We start from the raw sequence: 25105 nt of genomic DNA on the forward strand, positions 1-25105 counted from the left end.
CCGAGCGCGCGCCGGCACGTACCGGGTCGACCACGCCGGCAGGACGGTCGATAGCCTGCCGGGGGAGCACCGGGCCGGCCGATGCGCGCGAACAGCGAGGTGAGAGATCGTATGTTCACCACCCGCCCCACTCTGCAGGGCACCTTCGGCATGGTGTCCTCCACGCACTGGCTGGCCTCGCAGTCGGCGATGGCGGTGCTGGAGGACGGGGGGAACGCCTATGACGCCGCCGTCGCGGGGGCGTTCGTGCTGCACGTCGTCGAGCCGCATCTGAACGGGCCCGCCGGCGAGGTGCCGATCCTGCTCGCCCCGGCGGGCGGCGAGGTGCGCGTGCTGTGCGGGCAGGGCGTCGCGCCGGGCGGGGCGACGGTCGCGCACTACCGGGGGCTCGGGCTGGACCTCGTCCCCGGCACCGGGCCGCTCGCCGCCGCCGTCCCCGGTGCCTTCGACGCCTGGATGCTCCTGCTGCGGGACCACGGCACCAAGTCCCTTGCCGACGTGCTGAAGTACGCCATCGGGTACGCCGAACACGGGCACGCGCCCGTGGAGAACGTCGGGGCGACCGTCGATTCCGTACGGAAGTTGTTCGAGACGGAGTGGACCTCGTCGGCGGAGGTCTACCTGCCGGGCGGGAAGCCCCCGCGGCCAGGGGAGTTGTTCCGCAATCCCGCCCTCGCCGCCACGTGGAAGCGGCTGCTCGAAGAGGTCGGCGGCGCCGGGGACCGGGACGCGCGGATCGAGGCCGCACGGCAGGTGTGGCGCAGCGGATTCGTCGCCGAGGCGCTGGTGCGGCAGGCGCAGCGGCCCACCATGGACACCAGCGGCGAGCGGCACACCGGTACGCTCACGGCCGCCGATCTCGCCGGCTGGTCCGCCACGTACGAGACGCCGGCGACGTACGACTGGAACGGCTGGACCGTGTGCAAGGCCGGCCCCTGGAGCCAGGGACCGGTCCTGCTGCAACAGCTCGCACTGCTGCCGCCCGATCTGCCCCGGTACGGCTCCGCCGACTACGTCCACCTGCTGATCGAGGGCTGCAAGCTCGCCATGGCCGACCGGGAGGCCTGGTACGGCGACGCGGCCGGGGTACCGCTCGGCGCCCTGTTGTCGGACGAGTACAACGCGGGGCGGCGGGAGCTCGTCGGTGACAAGGCGTCCCACGAACTGCGGCCCGGCAGTCCGGGCGGGCGCACTCCGCGGCTGAGCGCTCACGCGCGCGTGGTGATCGGCGACGAGGCCGGGTCCGACGCGCTCGGCGTCGGTGAGCCCACCGTCGCCAAGCACTCCACGTCCCCGGTGCCCGGTGAGCCCGACATCGGTGCCGACGGGCTCACCCGGGGCGACACCTGCCACCTTGACGTCGTCGACCGCTGGGGCAACATGGTCGCCGCCACGCCCAGCGGTGGCTGGCTGCAGTCCAACCCCGTCGTGCCCGAGCTGGGCTTCCCGCTCGGTACCCGGCTCCAGATGACCTGGCTGGAGGAGGGCCTGCCGAACTCCCTCACCCCGGGCCGCCGGCCCCGCACCACGCTCACGCCCTCGATCGCCCTGCGTCACGGGGTGCCTGTCATGGCGTTCGGGACGCCCGGCGGGGACCAGCAGGACCAGTGGCAGCTGCACTTCTTCCTCGGGGTCGCGCTGCGGGCCCAGGTCCGGGGCGGCCCCGACCTCCAGGGCGCGATCGACGCCCCGAACTGGCACACCGACGGCTTCCCCGGCTCCTTCTACCCGCGCGGCATGCGGCCGGGCAGCGTCACGGTGGAGTCCCGCACGGCCGAGGACGTGGTGGCGGAGCTGCGGCGGCGCGGGCACGACGTCACCGTCGGCGACCCCTGGTCGGAGGGACGGCTGTGCGCGGTGGCACGGGACCCGGAGACCGGGATCCTGTCGGCGGCGGCGAATCCACGGGGCATGCAGGGGTACGCGGTGGGCCGCTGAACCCGGCCGCCGACGCCACCACGAACACCCCCGGCGCCCTGACAATCCCGGTGTTCACGGTGATTCCACCCGCCGTGCACGGGCTGGGCGGGGATTGTCAGTGACGCGTGCTCTCATGGAGTCATGATCGAAGAGACGGAAACCATCGACGAGTTTCTCACCCGGCATGCGGCCGACGTGGAGGAAGCGGTGCGGAAGGCGGCCGCGGCCGAGATCATGCCGCGCTTCCGTCGGCTCGCCGCGCACGAGGTCGACCAGAAGACGGGTCCGCACGATCTTGTGACGGACGCCGACCGCAAGGCGGAGCAGTACCTCACCGAGGTGCTCGGTGCCCTGCTGCCCGGCTCGGTCGTGGTGGGCGAGGAGGCGGTGCACGCCAACCCGGCCTCCTACGAGGCGATCCAGGGCGACACCCCGGTCTGGATCGTCGATCCGGTCGACGGAACGCGGCAGTTCGTGCACGGCGACCCCGGGTTCTGCACCCTGGTGGCGCTCGCGCAGGGCGGAGTCCTGCGAGCCTCGTGGACGTATGCGCCGGCCCGCGACCAGCTGGCCACGGCCGTGCGCGGACAAGGCGCGTTCCTCGACGGCGAGCGGCTGCACGCCGGCGTCCCGGAAGCCGGCCGTGACCTGCGCATAGCCACCTCCCACCCGGACTACACGACCGACGAGCAGAAGAGCGCGCTGCTCGGGCTGTGGACCGAGGGCGTGGCACCGCGCGCGTGCGGCTCGGCCGGTCTGGAGTATCTCGCCGTCGCCCGGGGAGAGTCGGACGCCACGGCCTTCTCGTGGGAGGCGGCCTGGGACCACGCTGCCGGCCTGCTCCTGGTGGAGGAGGCGGGCGGCGCGCACCTGACCCTCACGGGCGAGCCGTTCCGTATCACGGGCCACAACGCGCTCCCGTTCACCGCGGCCCGGGACGCGGCCACGGCCCGCCGGGTGGTGGGGCTGCTGACGGCGGGGTAGCACTCGAGGACGTCCGTCGGCCCGTGCGGTGCCCCGCGGGCCGGTGCTGTCAGTCCTCCGTCATATCCTGATCCGTACAGGCCATCGGCTGACGAAGGGGTCCGAAGGTGCCGTCGATGCTCGATGTGGTCGTGGTGGGTGCGGGACCGAACGGGCTGACCGCTGCCGTTGAGCTGGCCCGCCGGGGCTTCTCCGTGGCCCTCTTCGAGGCCCGCGACACCGTCGGCGGGGGAGCGCGCACCGAGGAGCTCACCCTCCCCGGCTTCCGGCACGACCCGTGCTCCGCCGCCCACCCTCTCGGCATCAACTCACCCGCGTTCCGCGCACTGCCCCTGGAGCGCTACGGCCTGGAGTGGCTGCACGCCGACCTGCCCATGGCGAACCCGTTCACCGACGGCACCGCGGCCGTGCTGGCGCGGTCGGTCGGTGAGACGGCCGCCTCGTTCGGGCCGCGAGACGCGGGGACGTACCGACGGCTGGTCGAGCCGTTCCTGCCCAAGTGGGACACCCTGGCCCGCGATTTCATGTCGCTGCCGCTCACCTCGTTGCCCCGGGACCCGGTCACCCTCGCCCGCTTCGGCCTGGTCGGCCTGCCCCCGTCGACCTGGCTGATGCGCCGCTTCCGCGACGAGCGGGCGAAGACCCTGTTCGCGGGCCTCGTCGCGCATGTGATGGCCCCGCTCGGCGGCTTCGCCACCGGTGCCGTCGGCCTGGTCTTCGCCCTCGCCGCGCACGCCCGCGGCTGGCCCGTGGCCCGCGGTGGCTCCCAGTCCATCTCCGACGCCCTGGCCGCGTATCTGCGCGACCTCGGCGGCACCATCCACACGGACTTCGAGGTCAAGCGCCTCGACGACCTGCCGCCCGCGCGGGCGTACGTCTTCGACACCTCGCCCGCCGCGCTGGCCCGCATCGCCGGCTTCGGCCGCTACTACGAGGGCTTTCGGTACGGCCCCGGAGTCTTCAAGATCGACTACGCCCTGGACGGCCCCGTGCCGTGGACCGCGCCACAGGCGCGCCGGGCCACCACCGTGCAGATCGGCGCGGACAGCGCGGAGATCGGCGCCGCCCTGCGCGCGGCGTCGCGGGAGGGCCGCGCACCCGAGCGGCCGTTCATGATCACCGTGCAGCCCAGCCTCGTCGACCCCACTCGGGCCCCGGCAGGCAAGCACGTCTTCTGGGCGTACGGCCATGTGCCCAGCGGCTGGACCGGGGACCTCACCGACGCCATGGAGCGCCAACTGGAGCGGTTCGCCCCCGGATTCCGCGACCGCGTCCTGGCCCGCGCGACCGCCGGGCCGGCCGAGCTCATGGCGCGCAACGCCAACTACATCGGCGGTGACATCGCCTCCGGCGCGGTCACCGGGCTCCAGATCATGCTGCGGCCCAAGCTGTCCTTGTTCCCGTACGGCACCCCGCACCCGGCCGTCTTCATCTGCTCCTCGGCCACCCCGCCGGGGCCTGGCGTGCACGGCATGTCGGGGCACAACGCGGCCAAGGCCGTGTGGAGGAGGCTGCGCCGGACATGACCACGATCACGCTCGTCCAGGGCGACATCACCCGGCAGAGCGCCGACGCGATCGTCAACGCGGCGAACTCCTCCCTGCTCGGCGGCTCGGGCGTCGACGGCGCCATCCATCGCCGTGGCGGTCCCGCGATCCTCGAGGACTGCCGCAGACTCCGGGCCTCGCACTACGGCAAGGGCCTGCCGACCGGCCGGGCGGTGGCCACGACCGCCGGCGAACTGGACGCGCGATGGGTGATCCACACGGTGGGCCCGCGGTATTCCCCGGGTGAGGACCGGTCGGAGCTGCTGGCCTCCTGCTACCGGGAGTCGCTCAGGATCGCCGACGAGCTGGGCGCCCGTACGGTGGCCTTCCCGGCCGTCTCCGCGGGCATCTACGGCTGGCCGATGGACGACGCCGCCCGGATCGCGGTGGAGACGGTACGCGCGACGGACACGGCGGTCGAGGAAGTCAGGTTCGTCCTCTTCGACGAGCGGGCGTACGAGGCGTTCGCCGGGCACGTGCGATGAGCGGCTGAGCGCCGGCTGAGCGCCGAACCGCCCACCCGCGCCCCGCTGTGTCCCGCCACCGCCCTCGACGGCGCGGCGGTCAGGACTCGGTCGCCGGAGGGGTGGCGCGGGTTCGTGGCCGTGATCCGGCCAGCCCGGACTCCACGGCGGTGAGCAGGGCGAGGGCCGCGTCGAGGTGGGTGGCGTCATGGTCGGCGGCCGCGGAGACGGCATTGGCCCATTCGCGGCGGACCAGGGCGTAGTTGGCGCGGCCGTGGTCGGTGGTGTGGACGGTGACCCCGCGTCCGTCGCCCGGGTCGGCGCGTCGCTCGATGAGCCCCTTCTGTTCGAGGCCGCGCAGGACGGTGGAGAGGTTGGTGCGCTGCAGCCCGGTCGCGGTGGCGATCCGGCTCGGAGGGGCGGCGTGGTCGTGCTGCAGGTGGCGCATCACCATGCCCTCGGACGGTGACAGGGGAACGGCCCGCTCGTCGGCGTATCCGCGGAACTGCACCTCCCGGCTGATGATCAGCACCAGATCGGCCAGTTCGGCCCACCGCTGCTCGTCGCCCGGTTCGGCCGTCGGTCCCGTCTCCCGCGCTTGATCCTCCGTCACGGCTCCAGGGTACGGGGTTGTGGCCCAGTGGTTATGAGGCCATACTCATTATGGGGTTATAGTTATGACCTCATAACGTCAGTAGGACATCAATGGGAGCTGTCATGACGACAACCACCTCATCGCGGCACGGCACGGCGACGCTCTCGCCCCACGCCGCAGCCCGAGCGGGAGGGCTGCATCCGGCCGGAATCCTCATCCTCCTGGCCGGTGCCTTCCTGCCGATCATGGACTTCTTCATCACCAACGTGGCCCTGCCCAGCATCGACGCCTCCCTGCACGCCTCCGCGTCCTCGCTCGAGCTGGTGATCGCCGGCTACGGCGTCGCGTACGCGACCCTGCTCGTCCTCGGCGGCCGACTGGGTGACCGCTACGGCCGTCGCCGCGTCTTCCTCGGCGCGCTCGTGGGCTTCGTGCTGGCGTCGCTGGCCTGTGGTGTCGCCCCGAGCGTGGGCGGACTGATCGCGGCCCGCATCGTCCAGGGCGCCACCGCCGCCCTGCTCATCCCCCAGGTGCTGGCGACGTTCCATCAGGTGCTCGAGGGAGAGCGCAAGTCTCGCGCCGTGGCCCTGTACGGGGCCACCTCCGGCATCGCCGCGGTCGTGGGCCAGCTGGTGGGCGGCCTGCTGGTCGGCGCGGACATCGCGGGCACCTCCTGGCGGCCGATCTTCCTGGTCAACGTGCCCATCGGCGTGGTGGTGCTGCTCGTGGCGGCCCGTATCGTGCCCGACACCCGCTCGCATCACCCGGTCGGCGTGGACCTGCCCGGCACCGTGCTGTTCGCCGCCACCCTGACCGCCCTGCTGGTCCCGCTGACCGAGGGGCACTCCCTGGGCTGGCCGTGGTGGACCTGGCTGCTGCTTGCCGCCGCGGTCGTCCTGGGTGCCGCCACCTATCTCGTCGAGAAGCGCGCCGAGCGGCGCGGCGAGGTCCCGCTGCTGCCGCCGTCCGTGCTGCGCCTGCCGTCGATGTCCCGTGGCCTGGTCATGGTGTTCGCCTTCAGTGTCGGGTTCGGCGCGTTCATGTTCGTCTTCGCGCTCACCGTGCAGAACGGCCTGCACGCGGACGCCCTGCACGGCGGCTTGGCGATCCTGCCGATGGCCCTGCTGTTCTTCGCCGGTTCCCTGGTCGCGCCCCGCCTCATCAGCAGGTTCGGCCGGATCGCGCTGTCGGCCGGCGCCGTCGTCCAACTCGCCGGACTCGCCTCGCTGGTGACCGTGCTCCTCGCGAACTGGCCGCACGTCAGCCTCTGGGCCATGGCCGCGCCGCTCGCCCTGGTCGGTGCCGGGCAGTCGATGCTGTTCGCCGGCCTGTTCCGCAGCGTCCTCGCCGACGTCCCCGCCCACCTGGGCGGCATCGGCAGCGGCGTACTGATCACCCTCCAGCAGAGCGGACTGGCCCTCGGTGTGGCCACACTCGGCACCCTGTACCTGTCCCTGGCCCCGCACGGCGTCTCGCACGCCTTCGCCGGCGTCGAGTACGTGCAGATGGGGATCGTCGCCCTGCTCGCGGTCGGTGCGGCCGCCCTGCCGCGCTTCACCGACGCCGCGTCGGCCTCGATTCCCGTCGTCGACGCCTGAACCGGTCCTCCGGCCACGCCCGGCCTGCCCGGTGGCTCAACAGGACCGCACAAAGTCCGACAGGATCATTGCTTCGATTGTGTGCGAGTTTTAGGGTTCCCCTGGCTCAGTAGTTGCCCCTGTTGCCAGCAGCCCCGTTCTGACCCACCTGACGCACCCTCAGTCCGCGCACCCCCAGTCGCACCGAGGAAGGCCACGGTCATGCCGCACCCGCACCCGAATCCGAACGCGCACGTGTTCAGCCGCCGCCGTCTGCTGGAGGGAGGAGCCGCCGTTCTCGGCGCGCTCGCCCTGTCCGCGTCGCCCGTCACCGCGTCGGCCGCCGGCCGGCGCACGGCGGCGGCGGACGCCTTACCCGAGTGGAACGGCAACATCGCCGTCTTCCGACTGGGCACCGAGCGCCCGCACACCACCCTCATGCCGTACGCCGACGTCAGACAGGCCCTGGCCGGCGACCGCACGCGCTCGCCGTACCGGCTGAGCCTCGACGGCACCTGGAAGTTCGCCTACGCCGACCGCCCCGACGACCGGGGCGCCGACTTCCACCGCACCGACCTCGACGACAGTGACTGGGACACCATCCCCGTCCCCTCCGCGTGGCAGCTGCACGGCTACGACTTCCCGATCTACATCAACATCACGTACCCGTGGTGGGGCCCCAACGGCCAGGGCGAGGAGGCGCAACCCCCGGCCGCCCCGACCCGCTACAACCCCGTCGGCCAGTACCGGCGCACCTTCACCGTGCCGCGCGACTGGGACGGACGGCGGACGTTCCTGCACTTCGAGGGGGTCAAGTCGGCCCACTACGTCTGGATCAACGGGGAGTTGGTCGGCTACCACGAGGACTCCTACGACCCCGCCGAGTACGACATCACCGAGCACCTCAAGCCGGGCACCAACCAGATCGCCGTCGAGGTCTACCGCTACTCCGACGGCGACTGGCTGGAGGACCAGGACATGATCCGGCTGAGCGGCATCTTCCGCTCGGTCTACCTGTACTCCACCCCGGCCGTGCACCTGCGCGACTTCAAGCTGGACACCCCGCTGAGCGACGACTACAAGACGGCCGAGCTGTCGGTGACGGCCGGGGTCCGGGACTACGGCGGGAAGGGCGGCGGTCAGTACTCCGTCGAGACCCAGCTGTACGACGCCGACAGGCACCCGGTGTGGACCCGGCCGTTGCAGCAGACCGTCACGCTCGGCTCCGGCGAGGAGGCGACCGTCCAGGCCGCGAAGGCCGTGCCCGCGCCGCGCCTGTGGTCGGCCGAGCACCCGTACCTCTACACCGCCGTGCTCCGCCTGCGCGACCCGGCCGGCAAGGTGGTCGAAACCCTCTCCCACCGGGTCGGCCTGCGCGAGTTCGCGCTCAGGGACGGGCTGATGCGCATCAACGGCAAGCCGGTCTCCTTCCGGGGCACCAACCGCCACGAGATGCACCCGACCCACGGCTCGGCCCTCACCCGCGCGGACATGGTCGAGGACATCGGCGTCATCAAGCGGCTGAACATCAACACCGTCCGCACCTCGCACTACCCCAACAACCCGCTGTGGCTCGAACTCGCCGACGAGTACGGCCTCTACCTCGTCGACGAGACCAACCTCGAGACCCACGGCATCCGCGGCGAGTACCCGGGCAACCACGCCGACTGGACCGAGGCGTGCGTGGCCCGCGCCCAGAACATGGTCCACCGCGACAAGAACCACGCCTCGGTGGTCATCTGGTCGCTCGGCAACGAGGCGGGCGGCGGCACCACCTTCAACGCCATGTACGACTGGATCCGCTCCTACGACCCCACCCGCGTCATCCAGTACGAGGGCGACGACCGCCCGGGCATGAGCGACATCCGCTCCGAGATGTACGACAGCCCCTCCCGCGTCGAGGCGCGGGCGAAGGACACCGGCGACACCCGGCCGTACGTGATGATCGAGTACTCCCACGGGATGGGGAACTCCAACGGGAACTTCAAGAAGTACTGGGACATCGTCCGCCGCTACGACGTCCTGCAGGGCGGCTGGATCTGGGACTTCGTCGACCAGGCCCTGAGCTGGCCCACCCCGACCCGCAAGCTGCTCACCGAGTCCGGGCCCGCCGCGCTGAGCGGCGAGGTCATCGCCTCCAGCGGCACCTTCACCCGCGACAAGGGCGTCTTGGGCGGCACCGTCTTCGCCCGCGACGCGAGCCTCGACCTCACCCGCTCGCTGACCCTGGAGGCCTGGGTCACCCCGCACTTCACCGGCGGCCACCAGCCGATCCTCGCCAAGGGCGACACCCAGTACGCCCTGAAGCAGACCAACAAGACCCTGGAGTTCTTCATCCACGGCGGCGGCCAGTGGGTCACCGCGAGCTGGGCGCTGCCGGACGACTGGACCGGCCGTGAGCACCACGTCGCGGGTGTCTTCGACGCCGAGGCCGGCACGCTGACCCTCCACGTCGACGGCTCAATCCGGGCCACCCGTACGACCACCCGGCTCCCCGCCGTCAACACCGCGCCCCTGGCCCTGGCCACCGACGTCGACAACCCGACCCGTGAGTTCAGCGGCACCATCCGCCGGGCGCGCGTGTACGCCCGGGCGCTGAGCGCCGCCGAGGTGGCCTCCGACAGCCGTGGCCCCGACGACGACGGCGTGCGGTTCTGGTTCGACGCCGCAACCGTCGGCCTCACCGAGAAGCGGCCCCGCGAGAAGACGTTCTACGCCTACGGAGGCGACTGGGGCGACAACCCCAACGACGGGGCGTTCTCCGGGGACGGCATCGTCACCGCCGACCGGGCGGGCACCGGCAAATCCGTCGAGGTCAAGCAGATCTACCAGGCCATCAACGCCGCGCCCGCTTCCGGCGACACCGTCACCTCGGGCCGGGTCACCCTCACCAACGAGTACCTGTTCACCAACATCCGTGAGTTCGACGGCCGTTGGACCCTCATGGCCGACGGCAAGGCAGTCCAGCGAGGCAGGCTGAGCCGCGACCAGACGGACATCCCGCCGCTGTCCAGCAGGGACATCACGGTTCCGGTGAAGGTCCCGGCGAACCCGGCGCCCGGCACGGAGTACTTCCTGCACCTCTCCTTCACCACCAAGGAGCCCACGAAGTGGGCGAAGGCCGGCTTCGAAGTGGCCAAACAGCAACTCGCCGTCGACGCCGACAGCCCGGCCGTGACCCCCGTGCCCCTGGAGAGCGTGCCGGCACTGCGCCACGAGGACGGCGAGAAGGCCGTCACCGTCCGGGGCAGGGGATTCTCCGTCACCGTCGACAAGAGCAGCGGCACCATCACCTCGTACGAGGCCCGGGGCGTCCGCCTGATCACCTCGGGACCTGTGCCCAACTTCTGGCGGGCGCCCACCGACAACGACCGGGGCAACGGCCAGCACACGCGCAACCAGACCTGGCGCGACGCCGGCGCCCGGCGCGCGGTCACCGACGTCACCGTGCGGGCGCTGCGCGACAGGGCCGTCGAGATCAAGACCAGCGGCACACTGCCGACGGCCGTCGAGTCGACGTACACCACCACGTACACGGTCTTCGGCAACGGCGAGATCAAGGTCGACAACACCCTGCACCCGGGTGCGGCGAGCCTGCCCTACATCCCCGAGGTCGGCACCCTGCTGTTCCTGCCGAGGCGCCTGGACCGCCTGCACTACTACGGCCGCGGTCCCGAGGAGAACCAGTGGGACCGCAACAACGGCACCGACGTGGGCCTGTACTCCGGCACTGTCGCCGGGCAGTGGACGTCCTACCTGCGCCCGCAGGAGAACGGCAACAAGACCGACGTCCGCTGGGCCGCCCTGACCGGCCGCGACGGGGTCGGGCTGCTCGTCTGCGGTGAACCGCTCCTGGAGGTCAACGCCTCGCACCTCACCCCGGAGGACCTGTCGGTCGGGGCCCGCCACGACTACCAGCTCACGCCGCGTGACGAGGTCGTACTCCGCCTGAACCACCGGCAGATGGGCGTGGGCGGCGACAACAGCTGGGGCGCGCACACGCACGACGAGTACAAACTGTTCGCGAACCGCGACTACGCGTACACCTACCGGCTGCGACCCCTGACCGACGTCGACAAGGCGATGGCTGCCTCGCGGCGGCCGACGGCGACGCAATAGCGTCGGGCGGGTGGGGTCTCGCCGGCCTCTCCGGTGCGCCCGGGTCTCTCTGGATCACCAGGGCCATCCGGGTCTCCCAGGGCACAGACCCCACCCACAACCGGTGCGCCGACGGGTCACTCGGCGGTGTCACTCAGACCGAGGCGCAGATGCTCCACGTGGTAGACGGCCTGGTCGAGCAGCTCGGCGACATGGTGGTCGTGCAGCGCGTACACCACCGACCGGCCGCGGCGTTCGCCCACGACCAGACCCAGGTTGCGCAGCAGCCGCAACTGGTGTGAGCACGCAGACTGCTCCATGCCCACCGCTGCCGCCAACTCCGTCGCCGGCAGCGGGCCTTCGCGCAGTCGCGCCAGGATCAGCAGCCGGGAGGGCGTGGACAGGGCCTGGAGCGTGGTGGCCACCTTGGCGACATTGCCCGCGTCCAGACGTACGCGCTCGGCGGCGTCCTGCGCGGCGGTGACGGCTCCATGACCCATGGCCGTATCGTACTCGTCGCACATCATGGGATGAATGGACCTTCATGTGTTCTCCCCGGGTGCGATCCGGCCCGGCGCAGGACAGCTGAGGTCGATGTCGGATTCTCGCCAGCCCTGCTCCCGCCGCTGGACGATGCTGGACCCATGCAGATGGGGATGCACACCGACACCGAGCGCTGCGTACACGCCGTGCAGTCCAAGGACGCCCGCTTCGACGGCTGGTTCTTCACGGCCGTCCTCACGACCCGGATCTACTGCAGGCCCAGCTGCCCGGTGGTGCCGCCCAAGCCCGAGAACATGACCTTCTACCCGAGCGCGGCGGCCTGCCAGCAGGCGGGCTTCCGGGCCTGCAAGCGCTGCCGGCCCGACACCAGCCCGGGTTCCCCGGAGTGGAACCAGCGCGCCGACCTCGTGGCCCGCGCCATGCGTCTGGTCGCCGACGGCGTCGTGGACCGCGAGGGCGTGCCCGGGCTCGCCGCCCGGCTCGGCTACAGCACCCGGCAGGTCGAACGCCAGCTGTTCGCCGAACTGGGCGCGGGCCCGCTCGCCCTCGCCCGTGCCCAGCGCGCCCAGACCGCCAGGATCCTCATCGAGACGACCCCGCTCCCGATGGCGGAGATCGCCTTCGCCGCCGGTTTCGCCTCCATCCGCACGTTCAACGACACCGTGCGCGAGGTCTTCGCCCTGTCGCCCAGCGAACTGCGCGCCCGGCTGCCGAAAAAGAACGCCAAGGCGAGCCCCCAGGGCGCCGGGGCGCACGCCGGAGGTACTCCGGGGGCCCTCACCCTCCGCCTCCCCTTCCGCACGCCCCTCAACCCGGACAACCTCTTCGGTCACCTCGCCGCGACCGCCGTCCCGGGCGTCGAGGAGTGGCGGGACGGCGCCTACCGGCGCACGCTCCGGCTGCCGTACGGCCACGGCATCGTGGCCCTCACCCCGCGGCCGGACCACATCGCCTGCCGCCTCACCCTCAGCGACCTGCGCGACCTGACCGTCGCCATCAGCCGCTGTCGGCGCCTGCTCGACCTGGACGCCGACCCGGTCGCCGTGGACGACCGGCTGCGCACGGATCCGCTCCTCGCCCCGCTGGTCGACAAGGCCCCCGGCCGGCGCGTGCCGCGCACGGTCGACGAGGCGGAGTTCGCCGTACGCGCGGTACTGGGCCAGCAGGTCTCCACGGCGGCGGCCCGCACGCACGCGGCCCGTCTGGTGACCGCGCACGGCGACCCGGTGGACGACCCCGAGGGCGGCCTCACCCACCTCTTCCCGGCACCCGAGGCGCTCGCCGCGGTGGACCCCGCGGCGCTGGCGATGCCCCGGACGCGCCGCACCACGTTCACCACCCTGGTGGCCCGACTCGCCGACGGATCCCTGAACCTGGGGGTGCAGACCGACTGGGCCGAAACCCGCGCCCGACTGCTGGCCCTGCCCGGCTTCGGCCCCTGGACGGCCGACGTCATCGCGATGCGCGCCCTCGGCGACCCGGACGCCTTCCTCCCCACCGACCTCGGAATCCGGCGTGCCGCCCACGAGTTGGGCCTGCCCTCGACCCCGGCGGCGCTCACGGCCCGCGCGGCGGCCTGGCGGCCCTGGCGGGCGTACGCGGTCCAGTACCTGTGGGCGACGGACAGCCACCCGATCAATTTCCTTCCGGTTCAGGACACAGGGACATCTCCATGAAGCAGCACACCGTGATCGACAGCCCGTACGGCCCCCTCACCCTGGTCGCCGACGAGGGAGTCCTGTGCGGCCTCTACATGACCGGCCAACGCCACCGCCCGCCGGAGGAGACCTTCGGCGACCGCGAAGACCTGCCCGCCTTCGGTGCGGCCGCCGAGCAGCTGAACGCATACTTCGAGGGCGAGTTGAAGCTGTTCACCCTCGAACTCCGCCTGCACGGAACCCCGTTCCAGCGCAGCGTCTGGGAACAGCTCCAAAAGATCCCGTACGGCGAGACCCGCTCGTACGGCGAACTGGCCGACACCCTCGGCAACCCCACGGCGTCCCGCGCGGTGGGCCTCGCCAACGGCAGGAACCCCGTCGGCATCATAGTGCCGTGCCACCGCGTCGTCGGCGCGAACGGCGGCCTCACCGGGTACGGCGGCGGCCTGGACCGCAAGCAGCGCCTCCTGGACTTCGAGAGCGGGCCGGCGCTGTTCTGATGCCGCGGCAGGCAACGTTCGCCCCGTCGCGACGCCCGGCACGCACGCCACTCCTCAACGGGCAACGTTGCCTGCCCCGGCACTGGTTGCCGCCCCTGTCAGCCGGCACGCTCCGTCGTACTGCGCTCCACGCAGAACTCGTTGCCCTCCGGGTCGGCGAGAACCACCCAGCCCGTGCCGTCCGGATTCCGCCGGTCGTCGACGAGCGTGGCGCCGACGGTGAGGAGGCGCTCGACCTCCTCGTCGCGGGTGCGGTCCTGCGGCCGGAGGTCGAGATGCACCCGGTTCTTGACCGTCTTGGGCTCCGCGACGGCGACGAACAGCAACCCGGCACTCTCGATCAGCGCCTCCGGGTCGCCCGGCCGGTCGTCCTCGTGCAGCGGCTGGCCCAGAACCTCGGCCCAGAAGCTGCCGAGGCGGTAGGCGTCGGCACAGTCGATCGTCACATGGCGTATCGCGGAGGTCATGGCACGGAGTCTGATCCACGCGGCGGTCTCGCGCAGCGGTTTCGGCAGCCCCGTGCCGGGCGCCGGTGACCTTCCCATCGCGTGGAAGCGGTTCTCAGCCGCCCGCTCCCCAACGCACCCCCGCCACGACCCCGAACAGCAGGGCCGGTACGACCCATCCCCACCCCATGACTCGGCGCACGGACGGAAGCAGCCACCATCCCGCCGCAGCACCCGCGGCGCCGATCGTCAGGACGCACGACAGGATGATGCCGACGTGTGCGTCCTCGTCCCAGGACCCCGACGGACGGATGGTCAGGGCCGTCCGGCAGAAGTACGCGGCCACGAGGGTGAGCAGGGTCAGTGGGACGGCGAGGACCAGGCGGAGGCAGCCCCGGTCGTCATCCGGACGAGCCGAGCGCATCATCGGCACAGGGCGTTCCCCGCCCTCTGGGCCGTTGCTCACGCTTCGCGTTCCAGCCGCCGCAGCAGGGCGGGAAGCGCCGTGCCGATCGGCTCCCTGATCAGCTCGTCGGCCCGCTCGTCGTACGGCGTCGGCTCCGCGTTCACGATGATCAGCCGTGCCCCGTGGTCGGCGGCGACACCCGCGAGGCCCGCCGCGGGCTGCACCTGCAAGCTGGACCCGACCGCGACGAAGACCTGGCACGCCTTGGTGATGGCCACCGCCTCACCCAGCACCACGGGGTCGAGCCGCTCGCCGAACATCACCGTCGCCGACTTCAGGATCCCGCCGCACTCCGGACACGGCGGATCCTCCTCCCCGGCCCCGACCCGCGCCAGCGCGTCCTCCATCGGCGCCCGGGAGTGGCACTTGGTGCACACCACGCTCCGCGCGCTGCCGTGCAGCTCCAGCACCTTGCGGGCCGGCATCCCGGCGAGCTGGTGCAGCCCGTCCACGTTCTGCGTGATCACCCGCACCGGCACCCCGGACCGCTCCAGCTCGGCCACCGCCCGGTGCGCGGCGTTCGCCTCGGCCTGAAGCGCCCGGTTCTCGCGCCGCATCTGCCAGGACCGGCGCCGGATCTCCGGATCGCCCATGTAGTACTCGTACGTCACGAGCTTCTCGGCCTCGGGATCCTTGCGCCACAGCCCGTTCGGCCCGCGGTAGTCCGGGATGCCGGAGTCGGTCGAGATGCCGGCGCCGCTGAGGACGGCGACGAGGGGCTTGGTCATGTCACCGAGGGTAGGTCGGACGATCCGCGTGCGGCGAACGGATATCGGGCCCTGTCGTCACGTCGGCCGGGCCGCAGCTGCCCGGTGGACCGGACGGCCCACCTGTGGGGCCGCCTGCACGAAACGACCGGCACTGCTGCCGCGCCGGCGTCAGCCCACCCGGTGCCCGTTCTCCAGCTCCGCCGTCCCCGACCCGTCGCTGAGGACGGCCAGCGCGGTCAGGACGCGGTGGCCCAGGGAGCCGGGCAGATACTCGGCCAGTTCCTCGCGCGGGACCATCCGCCAGGACAGCAGCTCCTCCTCCTGAAGGCGGATCGCCTTGAAGTCGTCCTCGCCGAGGACCCCGCCGTCGTACAGATACGCCACGAGCGGCGGGCGGGCGGTGCCGTGCACCCAGTCCACCGCGAGCAGCCGGCCGAGCTCCCGGTCCAGGCCGATCTCCTCGAACGTCTCCCGGCGCGCGCCCTGCCGCGGCGTCTCGCCCTCGTCGGACTCGATCGTGCCGCCCGGAAGCGCCCAGCCCTCACGGTAGTTGGGTTCCACGAGCAGCACCCGGCCCTCGGCGTCGCGGAACAGGGCGGCGGCGCCGGCGAGAACACGGGGGAGACCCGCGATGTACGTGGCGAAGTCTTCACTGGTGGTCATCAAGGAAGGGTAACCAGCCGCCGCAACCCCGCCTCCGGCCCACGGCCCGGCGCGGCGAACCGAGAACGAGGCCGCCGGAACTCCACCGGCCGTCAGGGCTCCGCCACCTCCGCCAGCCGCAGCGTCCGCTCCGCCAGCTCGCTGATCCGTATCCCGTCGAAGCCGAACACCGCGCTGCGTACCGTGTCCTCCAGCGGGTCCTTCCACTGCGCCGGGATGGCGTCCGCGCCGGTCAGCACGCCGGCCACAGAGCCCGCCGTCGCGCCGTTGGAGTCGGTGTCCAGGCCGCCGCGGACGGTGAGCGTGATGGTGCGGGTGAAGTCGCCGTCGCCGTACAGGAGCCCGGCGGTGAGGACGGCGGCGTTCGGGACGGTGTGGATCCAGCCGAGCCCGAGGGTCTCCTCGGCCACCGTGGCGAGCGTGTCCTCCCAGGTCATCCGCGTGTCGTGGAGCGAGACGACCCGCCGTACGGTACGGGCGAGGCGGCTGCTCGCCGGGATGACGGCCAGCGCCTCGTCCACGGCCCGGCGCACCGTGCCGGCCGTGAACGCCGCCGAGACCAGGGCCGCCGCCCACATCGCGCCGTACACGCCGTTGCCGGAGTGGGACAGCGCCGCGTCCCGGCGGGCGAGCAGGGCGGCGCGGCGAGGGGCGCCGGGGCGGGTCCAGCCGTAGATGTCGGCGCGGATGAGGGCCCCGATCCACTCCTGGTACGGGTTGTCGTACGTCGCCGTCAGCGGCGGCTTCAGCCCGTTGGCGAGGTTGCGGTACGCGGCCCGCTCCGCCGTGAACGTCTGCAGGTAGGGCAGCCGCAGCAGCCACAGGTCACCCACCTGTTCCGTGCTGAAGGCGAAGCCGTGGGTCTCCAGGAGGTCCAGGCCGAGGATGGCGTAGTCGACGTCGTCGTCGCGGCAGCTGCCGTGGATCCGGCCGCGCACGCACTGGCGCCACTCGGGGCGCAGCTCGAAGCCGTCGCTCTCGCTGACGGGCTCGGGCAGGTAGTCGGTCAGCGGCAGCGCGGCGGCCTGCCGCAGATAGCGGTCGATCCGGTCCCGCGTCCACAGGTCGCCCTGCTCGACCGGCTTGCCGAGCATGTTGCCCGCGATCCGGCCCAGCCAGCCCCCGAGGACGCGGTCGGCGAGCTCGTGCTCAGTGCCCACAGGGGTCATAGCTCCGGTTTACCCAATTCCGGCGCCGGCCGCGCGGGGTTCGGCCGGCCCACAGGCGTCCGCCAGGTGGTCGCACAGGTTGTCCCGGGGCCGGTTCGGGCATGACGGCGAAGGTGCGCTGCGGTTAAGGTCGCAGCGGCGCGACTGGCCTTGACGTGCGTGGGGCCCGGAGAGCAAGGGGAATACAAGGTGGCGGACGCTGCGCGGAACGACGCCCACAGGGTGCTCATCGCCGCGGACAAGTTCAAGGGCTCGCTGACGGCCGTACAGGTCGCCGAGCGGGTGACGGCCGGGCTGCGCCGGGTCGTGCCGGACCTCGAGGTGGAGTCGCTGCCCGTGGCCGACGGCGGTGACGGGACGGTGGACGCGGCGGTCGCGGCCGGATTCGAGCGACGCGAGGTACGGGTCGCCGGCCCCCTCGGCCACGAGGTGACGGCCGCCTTCGCGCTGCGCGACGGCACGGCGGTCGTGGAGATGGCGGAGGCGAGCGGGCTGCAGCGGCTGCCCGCGGGCGTCTTCGCACCGCTCTCGGCGTCCACGTACGGCTCCGGAGAGCTGCTGCGGGCCGCGCTGGACGCGGGCGCGCGGACGATCGTGTTCGGGGTCGGCGGCAGCGCCACGACGGACGGGGGCGCCGGAATGCTGTCCGCGCTGGGCGCCCGGTTCCTGGACGCGGAGGGGGAGCCGATCGCCCCGGGCGGCGGCGGTCTCGCCGACCTGGCCTCGGCCGACCTGTCGGAACTGGACCGGCGGCTCGCGTCCGTCGAGTTCGTCCTGGCGAGCGACGTCGACAACCCGCTGACCGGCCCGAAGGGCGCACCGGCGGTGTACGGCCCGCAGAAGGGCGCCTCGCCGGACGACGTGGCGGCGCTGGACGCGGCCCTGGCGCACTACGCCAGGGTGCTGGAGGAGACCGTCGGGACGAAGGCCGCCGAGTACGCCGCCTCGCCGGGGGCGGGCGCGGCGGGCGGCATCGGATACGGCGCCCTGCTTCTCGGCGCCCGCTTCCGGGCCGGCATCGAGGTCATGCTCGACGTCCTGGGCTTCGCGCCCGCGCTGGAGAAGGCCACGCTGGTCATCACCGGCGAGGGCTCACTCGACGAGCAGACACTGCACGGCAAGGCCCCGGCGGGCGTGGCGGCCGCGGCGCGCGCGGCCGGCAAGGAGGTCGTCGCGGTCTGCGGACGGCTCGCCCTGCCCCCGCAGGCGCTGGGCATGGCCGGCATCCGCCGTGCCTATCCGCTGACGGAGGCCGAGCCGGACGTGGCCAAGTGCATCGCCGAGGCCGGCCCGATCCTGGAGCGGGTGGCGGAGGGAATCGCTCGGGACTTTTTGACCTGAGCGGCGCCATGCACGCGGAAGGGCCCCGAGCCGGTCGGCTCGGGGCCCTTCCCCTTGTCTGTCGTACGACCGCTACGGCAGCTGTGCCGCGCGTGCCTCACGCCGGTTGTCCCGGAAGTTGTTCACCCGGCGGGCCGTGGCGAACAGCGGGATCACCGCACCCATGACCAGCTGGAGCGCGCAGCCCGTCTGGAGGAGCAGCTGACCGCCCGGGGCGTCGAACGCCCAGGCCGCCAGAAGGCCCATCGACAGGACGATCCAGACGAGCACCGCCAGCGCGAGGCGGCCCCGCGGCTTCGGGTACTCGACCCGGCTCACCATCAGCCAGGCCGTACCGAGGATCGCCAGGAGCGTCGCCTCGAAGGGCAGCTCGAGAAGCACGATCGAGACCACCGTCAGTGCGCCGAACGGGGACGGCATGCCCTGGAAGGTGCCGTCCTTCACCGTCACGCAGGAGAATCTCGCGAGCCGCAGCACCACCGCCAGCAGCACCACGATCGCGCCGACCGCCGCCACCCGCTGGTGCGCGTCGTTCGCGACCATGCCGTACACCAGGACGAAGTACGCCGGTGCCAGGCCGAAGCTGATGAGGTCCGACAGGTTGTCCAGCTCGGCGCCCATGGGTGAGGAGCGCAGCTTGCGCGCCACCAGGCCGTCGAACAGGTCGAATACCGCCGCGCACAGCATCAGGATGACCGCGGTGGCCGCGCTGTGACGGGCCATGCCCGTCTCCTGGCTGCCGGTGAGGTGCGGAATCAGGATGCCGGTGGTGGTGAAGTACACCGCCATGAAGCCGCACGTGGCGTTGCCGAGGGTGAGGGTGTCCGCTATCGAGAGGCGGAGAGAGAGGGGCATCTCCTCCTCTTCTTCCACCTCGTCGGCGTCGGGCACCCAGCCCGTCTGGGTTTCCGGATCAATCACGGTCAATGCGAGTCACCCCAGCCACGGTCTTCTGTCCGACCTCGACCGCGACCTCCACGCCCTCGGGCAGGTAGATGTCGACGCGCGAGCCGAAGCGGATCAGACCGATCCGGTCGCCCTGCTCGACCTTGGTGCCCTGGGGCACGTACGGGACGATGCGGCGAGCGACCGCACCGGCGATCTGGATCATTTCGATGTCGCCGAGTTCGGTGTCGAAATGCCAGACTACGCGCTCGTTGTTCTCGCTCTCCTTGTTGAAGGCCGGAACGAACCCACCCGGGATGTGCTCGACCGACGCCACCGTGCCGGACAGTGGCGCGCGGTTGACGTGGACGTTGAGCGGGCTCATGAAGATCGCGACGCGGGTGCGACCGTCCTTCCACGGCATGATGCTCTGCACCACACCGTCGGCGGGCGAGATGACCCGGCCCTGGGCGATCTCGCGCTCGGGGTCGCGGAAGAACCACAGCATGCCCGCCGCGAGCGCGGTGGCGGGCACGGCGACGGCCTTGGCGGCGCCGGACTTGCGCGCGCGTACCAGGCTGAGGGCTGCGGTGGCGACGGTCGGCAGGAGCCACGGCGATGCTCCGCGCGCGAGGCGTACGCCTGCCAGGCTGTCGCGAGGTGCAGAGATTTGGCTGTGGGGCATGGATGACCTTCGTAGCGGATGATGCCGCGCTGCGGGAGGGGGACGGCGGCTTTCCCGGGATCGTACCGGTCGCGGGCCACAACTGGGCAAGCCAGGCAGCCGAGTCGGCCGCTGAAGGGTGTTGACGGGGTGTGATCTTCTTCTCGAGGAAAACACCCCGAACCCGAACATCTAGCCCTGGAATCGATACTCTTCGAGCAGCCTGCGACCGATGATCATTTTCTGGATCTCGGCGGTACCTTCACCGATCAGCAGCATCGGAGCCTCACGGTAGAGGCGCTCGATCTCGTACTCCTTGGAGAAGCCGTAGCCGCCGTGGATCCGGAAGGCGTCCTCCACGACCTCCTTGCAGTACTCGGAGGCGAGGTACTTCGCCATCCCAGCCTCAAGGTCGTTTCGTTCTCCAGAGTCCTTTTTGCGAGCCGCGTTCACCATCATCGCATGAGCGGCCTCGACCTTGGTAGCCATCTCCGCCAGCTTGAACTGGATGGCCTGGTGCTGGGCGATCGGCTTGCCGAAGGTGTGGCGCTGCTGGGCGTACGACACGCCGAGCTCGAACGCACGCTGAGCGACGCCACAGCCACGCGCCGCCACGTTGACGCGGCCGACTTCCACCCCGTCCATCATTTGGTAAAAACCTCGGCCGGTGACGCCCCCGAGCACCCGATCGGCGGAAAGCCGCAGGCCATCCATGATCATCTCGGTGGTGTCGACGCCCTTGTAGCCCATCTTGTCGATCTTCCCGGGGATGGTGAGGCCGGGGCGGACCTCTCCGAAGCCGGGCTCCTTCTCGATCAGGAAGGTGGTCATCGACTTGTGGGGGGCGGTGCCCTCAGGGTGTCCTTCGTCACTTCGGACGAGCACGGCCACCAGGCTCGACGTCCCACCGTTCGTCAGCCACATCTTCTGACCGTTCAGGACGTACTCGTCGCCGTCCTTCACCGCCTTCGAAGTGATGGCCGACACGTCCGAACCCAGGGCCGGCTCCGACATCGAGAACGCGCCGCGGATGTCACCGGCAGCCATCCTCGGCAGGAAGTGGTCCTTCTGCTCCTGCGTGCCGTGCTGCTTGAGCATGTACGCCACGATGAAGTGGGTGTTGATGATGCCGGACACCGACATCCAGCCGCGGGCGATCTCCTCCACGCACAGGGCGTAGGTGAGGAGCGACTCGCCGAGGCCGCCGTACTCCTCGGGGATCATCAGGCCGAACAGGCCCAACTCCTTGAGACCGTCGACGATCGCTTGCGGGTACTCGTCGCGGTGCTCCAGCTCGGTCGCGACCGGGATGATCTCCTTGTCCACGAAGTCGCGGACCGTGGACAGGATCTCCTGCTGGATGTCGGTCAGACCGGCGGTCTGGGCGAGTCGCGCCATGGCTACTTCTCCTGCTCCCTGAGCTCGGGGCGGCCCGGCTGCTCGCCGCCGCGCTCCTTGATGTACGTCTCGGTCGGCACCATCACCTTGCGGCGGAACACGCAGACCAGGGTGCCGTCCTGCTTGTAGCCCTTGGTCTCGACGTGGACGATGCCGCGGTCGTTCTTCGACTTGGACGGCCACTTGTCGAGCACCGTCGTCTGGCCGTAGAGCGTGTCGCCGTGGAAGGTCGGCGCCACGTGCCTGAGCGACTCGATCTCCAGGTTGGCGATCGCCTTGCCGGAGACGTCCGGGACGGACATGCCGAGCAGCAGCGAGTAGATGTAGTTGCCGACGACCACGTTCTTGCCGAAGTCGGTCGTCTTCTCCGCGTAGTTGCTGTCCATGTGGAGCGGGTGGTGGTTCATGGTGAGGAGGCAGAAGAGGTGGTCGTCGTACTCCGTGACCGTCTTGCCGGGCCAGTGCTTGTAGACGGCCCCGACCTCGAACTCCTCGTACGTACGTCCGAACTGCATGGCCGTCACGCCTCCGGGATCTCGAACTTGGTGGTGCGCCGCATGCCGGCGGCGCGTCCCTTGCCGGAGACGACCAGTGCCATCTTGCGGCTGGCCTCGTCGATCATCTCGTCGCCGAGCATCGCCGAGCCCTTCTTGCCACCCGCCTCGGACGTGTAGTACTCGTACGCGTCCAGGATCAGCTCGGCGTGGTCGTAGTCCTCCTGGGACGGCGAGAAGATCTCGTTGGACGCCTCGACCTGGCCCGGGTGCAGCACCCACTTGCCGTCGAAACCGAGGGCCGCGGCGCGCTGGGCGACCTCGCGGTAGCCCTCGACGTTGCGGATCTGCAGGTAGGGGCCGTCGATCGCCTGGAGGTTGTTGGCGCGGGCGGCCATCAGGATCTTCATCAGGATGTAGTGGTAGGCGTCCGCCGGGTAGCCGGGCGGCTGCTCACCCACGACCAGCGACTTCATGTTGATCGACGCCATGAAGTCGGCCGGGCCGAAGATGATCGTCTCGACGCGCGGGGAGGCCTGCGCGATCTCGTTGACGTTGTTGAGGCCCTGGGCGTTCTCGATCTGCGCCTCGATGCCGATCCGGCCGACCTCGAAGCCCATGGTCTTCTCGATCTGCGTCAGGAGCAGGTCGAGGGCCACCACCTGCTGGGCGTCCTGCACCTTCGGCAGCATGATGCAGTCGAGGTTGGGGCCGGCGCCCTCGACGACCGTGACGACATCTCGATACGTCCACTCGGTCGTCCAGTCGTTGACGCGCACGACCCTCGTCTTGCCCGTCCAGTCGCCCTCGTTGAGGAACTTGACGATGGTGTGCCGCGCCTCGGGCTTGGCGAGCGGCGCGCACGCGTCCTCCAGGTCCAGGAAGACCTGGTCCGCGGGGAGGCCCTGCGCCTTCTCCAGGAAGCGGGGGTTGCTTCCCGGGACCGCGAGACACGAGCGGCGGGGGCGCAGACGGTTGACGGGCGTGGTCATGCGGAGACCTCCAGGGGGTCGAGCTTGTTCGCTTTCCGGATCTCGTCGACGATGCGGCCGATGATTCCCGTGATGTCGAAGTCCTTCGGGGTGAACACCGCGGCCACTCCGGCGGCCCTGAGCTGTTCGGCGTCGTTGTTCGGGATGATGCCACCAGCGATCACCGGAATGTCTGTGGCACCGGCCACACGGAGCCGATCGAGGACGTCCGGCACCAGCTGGGCGTGCGAGCCGGAGAGGATCGACAGGCCCACGGCGTGCACGTCCTCGGCGACGGCCGCGTCCACGATCTGCTCCGGGGTCAGCCGGATGCCCTGGTAGACCACCTCGAACCCGGCGTCCCTGGCCCGCACGGCGATCTGCTCGGCGCCGTTGGAGTGCCCGTCCAGACCGGGCTTGCCGACCAGGAAGCGGAGCTTGCCGACGCCGAGGTCCGCCGCCGTCAGGTTCACCTTGCGGCGCACGTCGGCCAGCGCGCTGCCCTCCGCGGCGGCCACGGCGACCGGCGCGGACGACACGCCCGTCGGCGCCCGGAACTCGCCGAACACCTCGCGCAGGGCCCCGGCCCACTCGCCGGTCGTGACCCCGGCGCGGGCGCACTCCACGGTGGCCTCCATGAGGTTGGCGGTGCCCTTGGCGGCCTCCTTCAGCCTCTCCAGCGCCTTGCAGGGGCGCGGGTGGTTGAAGGGCGGCTGGTAGCGGGTGTCACGCCAGTTCTGCAGCGAGGCGATGACCCGGGCCTCGACGGCCGGGTCGACCGTCTGGATGGCCGTGTCGAGGTCGGCCGTCAGCGGGTTCGGCTCGGTCGTCTCGAAGATGTTGACGCCGATGATCTTCTCTTCACCGGACTCGATACGGGCCCGCCGCTCGGCGTGCGAGGCGACCAACTGCGACTTGAGATAGCCCGACTCGACGGCGGCCATCGCGCCGCCCATCTCCTCGATCCGCTCCATCTCCGCGAGCGACTCCTCGACCAGCTCGCCCACCTTGGCCTCGATCACCTTCGAGCCCTCGAAGATGTCGGCGTACTCCAGCAGGTCGCTCTCGTACGCGAGCACCTGCTGCATGCGCAGTGACCACTGCTGGTCCCAGGGCCGGGGGAGCCCCAGCGCCTCGTTCCAGGCGGGCAGCTGCACGGCACGCGCGCGTGCGTCCTTGGAGAGGGTCACGGCCAGCATCTCGAGGACGATCCGCTGGACGTTGTTCTCCGGCTGCGCCTCCGTCAGACCGAGGGAGTTGACCTGGACGCCGTAGCGGAAGCGGCGGTGCTTGGGATCCTCGATGCCGTACCGCTCGCGGGTGACCTGGTCCCAGATGCGGCCGAACGCCCGCATCTTGCACATCTCCTCGACGAAGCGGACGCCCGCGTTCACGAAGAAGGAGATCCGGCCGACGACGTCACCCATGCGTTCCTGCGGCACCTGGCCGGAGTCCCGCACGGCGTCCAGCACCGCGATCGCCGTGGACATCGCGTACGCGATCTCCTGGACCGGCGTGGCGCCCGCCTCCTGCAGGTGGTAGCTGCAGATGTTGATCGGGTTCCACTTCGGGATGTGGGAGACCGTGTACGCGATCATGTCCGTCGTCAGGCGGAGCGAGGGCACCGGCGGGAACACGTGCGTGCCCCGAGACAGGTACTCCTTGACGATGTCGTTCTGGGTCGTCCCCTGGAGCTTGGTGACGTCGGCACCTTGCTCCTCCGCGACGACCTGGTAGAGCGCCAGCAGCCACATGGCGGTGGCGTTGATGGTCATCGAGGTGTTCATCTGCTCCAGGGGGATGTCCTGGAACAGCCTGCGCATGTCACCGAGGTGCGCGATCGGCACGCCGACCCGGCCGACCTCGCCGCGGGCGAGGACGTGGTCGGAGTCGTAGCCGGTCTGCGTGGGCAGGTCGAACGCCACCGACAGACCGGTCTGGCCCTTGGCGAGGTTGCGCCGGTACAGCTCGTTGGACGCCTCGGCCGTGGAGTGACCGGCGTAGGTCCGCATGAGCCACGGCCGGTCCTTCTGACGCTCAGTCATCTGTGA

At 71.1% G+C, this 25105-nt stretch carries 22 protein-coding genes; 9 read left to right on the forward strand and 13 right to left on the reverse strand.

Annotated elements, in window-relative coordinates; all coding sequences use genetic code 11:
* Positions 1-111: 111 nt before the first annotated feature.
* The 4 genes from ACFWWR_RS20565 (at position 112) to ACFWWR_RS20580 (ending at position 4936) form a co-directional block, all read left to right on the forward strand.
* Positions 112-1938, forward strand: coding sequence for a gamma-glutamyltransferase family protein (locus tag ACFWWR_RS20565; protein ID WP_383870098.1), 1827 nt, complete (start codon positions 112-114; stop codon positions 1936-1938).
* Between the two features lie 123 nt (positions 1939-2061).
* Positions 2062-2904: an inositol monophosphatase family protein gene (locus ACFWWR_RS20570; RefSeq protein ID WP_383870095.1), complete on the forward strand. Its 843-nt coding sequence runs from the start codon at positions 2062-2064 to the stop codon at positions 2902-2904.
* Between the two features lie 116 nt (positions 2905-3020).
* The gene (locus ACFWWR_RS20575) at positions 3021-4430 is read left to right on the forward strand and encodes a phytoene desaturase family protein (protein WP_384304627.1); all 1410 of its coding nucleotides are present in this window, start codon (positions 3021-3023) and stop codon (positions 4428-4430) included.
* The gene (locus tag ACFWWR_RS20580) at positions 4427-4936 is read left to right on the forward strand and encodes an O-acetyl-ADP-ribose deacetylase (RefSeq protein ID WP_383870089.1); all 510 of its coding nucleotides are present in this window, start codon (positions 4427-4429) and stop codon (positions 4934-4936) included. Before ACFWWR_RS20575 ends, ACFWWR_RS20580 begins: the two co-directional genes overlap by 4 nt.
* A 79-nt stretch (positions 4937-5015) precedes the next feature.
* On the opposite strand, the gene ACFWWR_RS20585 is transcribed toward ACFWWR_RS20580, so the two are convergent.
* Positions 5016-5528: a MarR family winged helix-turn-helix transcriptional regulator gene (locus ACFWWR_RS20585; RefSeq protein ID WP_383870086.1), complete on the reverse strand. Its 513-nt coding sequence runs from the start codon at positions 5526-5528 to the stop codon at positions 5016-5018.
* Between the two features lie 104 nt (positions 5529-5632).
* Here ACFWWR_RS20585 and ACFWWR_RS20590 point away from each other — a divergent pair, with 104 nt between their 5' ends.
* Positions 5633-7108, forward strand: coding sequence for an MFS transporter (locus tag ACFWWR_RS20590; RefSeq protein WP_384304629.1), 1476 nt, complete (start codon positions 5633-5635; stop codon positions 7106-7108).
* A 201-nt stretch (positions 7109-7309) separates the two neighbouring features.
* Positions 7310-11206, forward strand: coding sequence for a glycoside hydrolase family 2 TIM barrel-domain containing protein (locus ACFWWR_RS20595; RefSeq protein ID WP_384304631.1), 3897 nt, complete (start codon positions 7310-7312; stop codon positions 11204-11206).
* A 116-nt stretch (positions 11207-11322) separates the two neighbouring features.
* On the opposite strand, the gene ACFWWR_RS20600 is transcribed toward ACFWWR_RS20595, so the two are convergent.
* Positions 11323-11685, reverse strand: a complete 363-nt coding sequence (locus ACFWWR_RS20600) for an ArsR/SmtB family transcription factor (RefSeq protein ID WP_383870078.1) — start codon at positions 11683-11685, stop codon at positions 11323-11325.
* Positions 11686-11841: 156 nt separating this feature from the next.
* Between ACFWWR_RS20600 and ACFWWR_RS20605 the strand changes: the two genes are divergently transcribed.
* Together ACFWWR_RS20605 and ACFWWR_RS20610 are read left to right on the forward strand one after the other, a co-directional pair.
* Positions 11842-13365, forward strand: coding sequence for an AlkA N-terminal domain-containing protein (locus tag ACFWWR_RS20605; protein ID WP_384304669.1), 1524 nt, complete (start codon positions 11842-11844; stop codon positions 13363-13365).
* The gene (locus tag ACFWWR_RS20610) at positions 13362-13847 is read left to right on the forward strand and encodes a methylated-DNA--[protein]-cysteine S-methyltransferase (protein WP_383870075.1); all 486 of its coding nucleotides are present in this window, start codon (positions 13362-13364) and stop codon (positions 13845-13847) included. Before ACFWWR_RS20605 ends, ACFWWR_RS20610 begins: the two co-directional genes overlap by 4 nt.
* A 98-nt stretch (positions 13848-13945) precedes the next feature.
* On the opposite strand, the gene ACFWWR_RS20615 is transcribed toward ACFWWR_RS20610, so the two are convergent.
* From ACFWWR_RS20615 to ACFWWR_RS20635, 5 genes are all read right to left on the reverse strand, one after another.
* Positions 13946-14314, reverse strand: coding sequence for a VOC family protein (locus ACFWWR_RS20615; RefSeq protein WP_384304634.1), 369 nt, complete (start codon positions 14312-14314; stop codon positions 13946-13948).
* 94 nt (positions 14315-14408) lie between these two features.
* Positions 14409-14759: a hypothetical protein gene (locus tag ACFWWR_RS20620; RefSeq protein ID WP_384304637.1), complete on the reverse strand. Its 351-nt coding sequence runs from the start codon at positions 14757-14759 to the stop codon at positions 14409-14411.
* Positions 14756-15487 (reverse strand): NAD-dependent deacetylase, encoded by a 732-nt coding sequence (locus ACFWWR_RS20625; protein WP_384304639.1) that lies wholly within the window; start codon positions 15485-15487, stop codon positions 14756-14758. The genes ACFWWR_RS20620 and ACFWWR_RS20625 overlap by 4 nt, the downstream gene beginning before the upstream one ends.
* 150 nt (positions 15488-15637) lie before the next feature.
* Positions 15638-16132, reverse strand: a complete 495-nt coding sequence (locus ACFWWR_RS20630; RefSeq protein ID WP_383870039.1) for an NUDIX domain-containing protein — start codon at positions 16130-16132, stop codon at positions 15638-15640.
* A 92-nt stretch (positions 16133-16224) separates the two neighbouring features.
* Positions 16225-17301 carry an ADP-ribosylglycohydrolase family protein gene (locus ACFWWR_RS20635; protein WP_383870037.1) on the reverse strand — a complete coding sequence of 359 codons (1077 nt, stop codon included), beginning with the start codon at positions 17299-17301 and terminating at the stop codon, positions 16225-16227.
* Positions 17302-17523: 222 nt separating this feature from the next.
* Here ACFWWR_RS20635 and ACFWWR_RS20640 point away from each other — a divergent pair, with 222 nt between their 5' ends.
* Positions 17524-18642, forward strand: coding sequence for a glycerate kinase (locus ACFWWR_RS20640; protein WP_383870122.1), 1119 nt, complete (start codon positions 17524-17526; stop codon positions 18640-18642).
* Between the two features lie 72 nt (positions 18643-18714).
* Here ACFWWR_RS20640 and pssA read toward each other — a convergent pair whose 3' ends face one another.
* From pssA to ACFWWR_RS20670, 6 genes are all read right to left on the reverse strand, one after another.
* Positions 18715-19533: a CDP-diacylglycerol--serine O-phosphatidyltransferase gene (gene pssA / locus ACFWWR_RS20645; protein ID WP_383870119.1), complete on the reverse strand. Its 819-nt coding sequence runs from the start codon at positions 19531-19533 to the stop codon at positions 18715-18717.
* Between the two features lie 22 nt (positions 19534-19555).
* Positions 19556-20212, reverse strand: coding sequence for a phosphatidylserine decarboxylase (locus ACFWWR_RS20650; RefSeq protein ID WP_383870034.1), 657 nt, complete (start codon positions 20210-20212; stop codon positions 19556-19558).
* Positions 20213-20383: 171 nt separating this feature from the next.
* A complete protein-coding gene (locus tag ACFWWR_RS20655) occupies positions 20384-21589 on the reverse strand; it encodes an acyl-CoA dehydrogenase family protein (protein WP_383870031.1) in 1206 nt (401 codons plus the stop codon).
* Between the two features lie 2 nt (positions 21590-21591).
* Positions 21592-22104, reverse strand: coding sequence for a MaoC family dehydratase (locus ACFWWR_RS20660; protein WP_383870028.1), 513 nt, complete (start codon positions 22102-22104; stop codon positions 21592-21594).
* A 5-nt stretch (positions 22105-22109) separates the two neighbouring features.
* On the reverse strand, positions 22110-23075 hold the full coding sequence (locus tag ACFWWR_RS20665; RefSeq protein ID WP_383870027.1) for an HpcH/HpaI aldolase/citrate lyase family protein: 966 nt from the start codon (positions 23073-23075) through the stop codon (positions 22110-22112).
* The gene (locus ACFWWR_RS20670) at positions 23072-25099 is read right to left on the reverse strand and encodes a protein meaA (protein WP_383870024.1); all 2028 of its coding nucleotides are present in this window, start codon (positions 25097-25099) and stop codon (positions 23072-23074) included. The genes ACFWWR_RS20665 and ACFWWR_RS20670 overlap by 4 nt, the downstream gene beginning before the upstream one ends.
* Between the last annotated feature and the right edge of the window lie 6 nt (positions 25100-25105).

Source organism: Streptomyces sp. NPDC058678 (assembly GCF_042714835.1).
Lineage (GTDB): Bacteria > Actinomycetota > Actinomycetes > Streptomycetales > Streptomycetaceae > Streptomyces.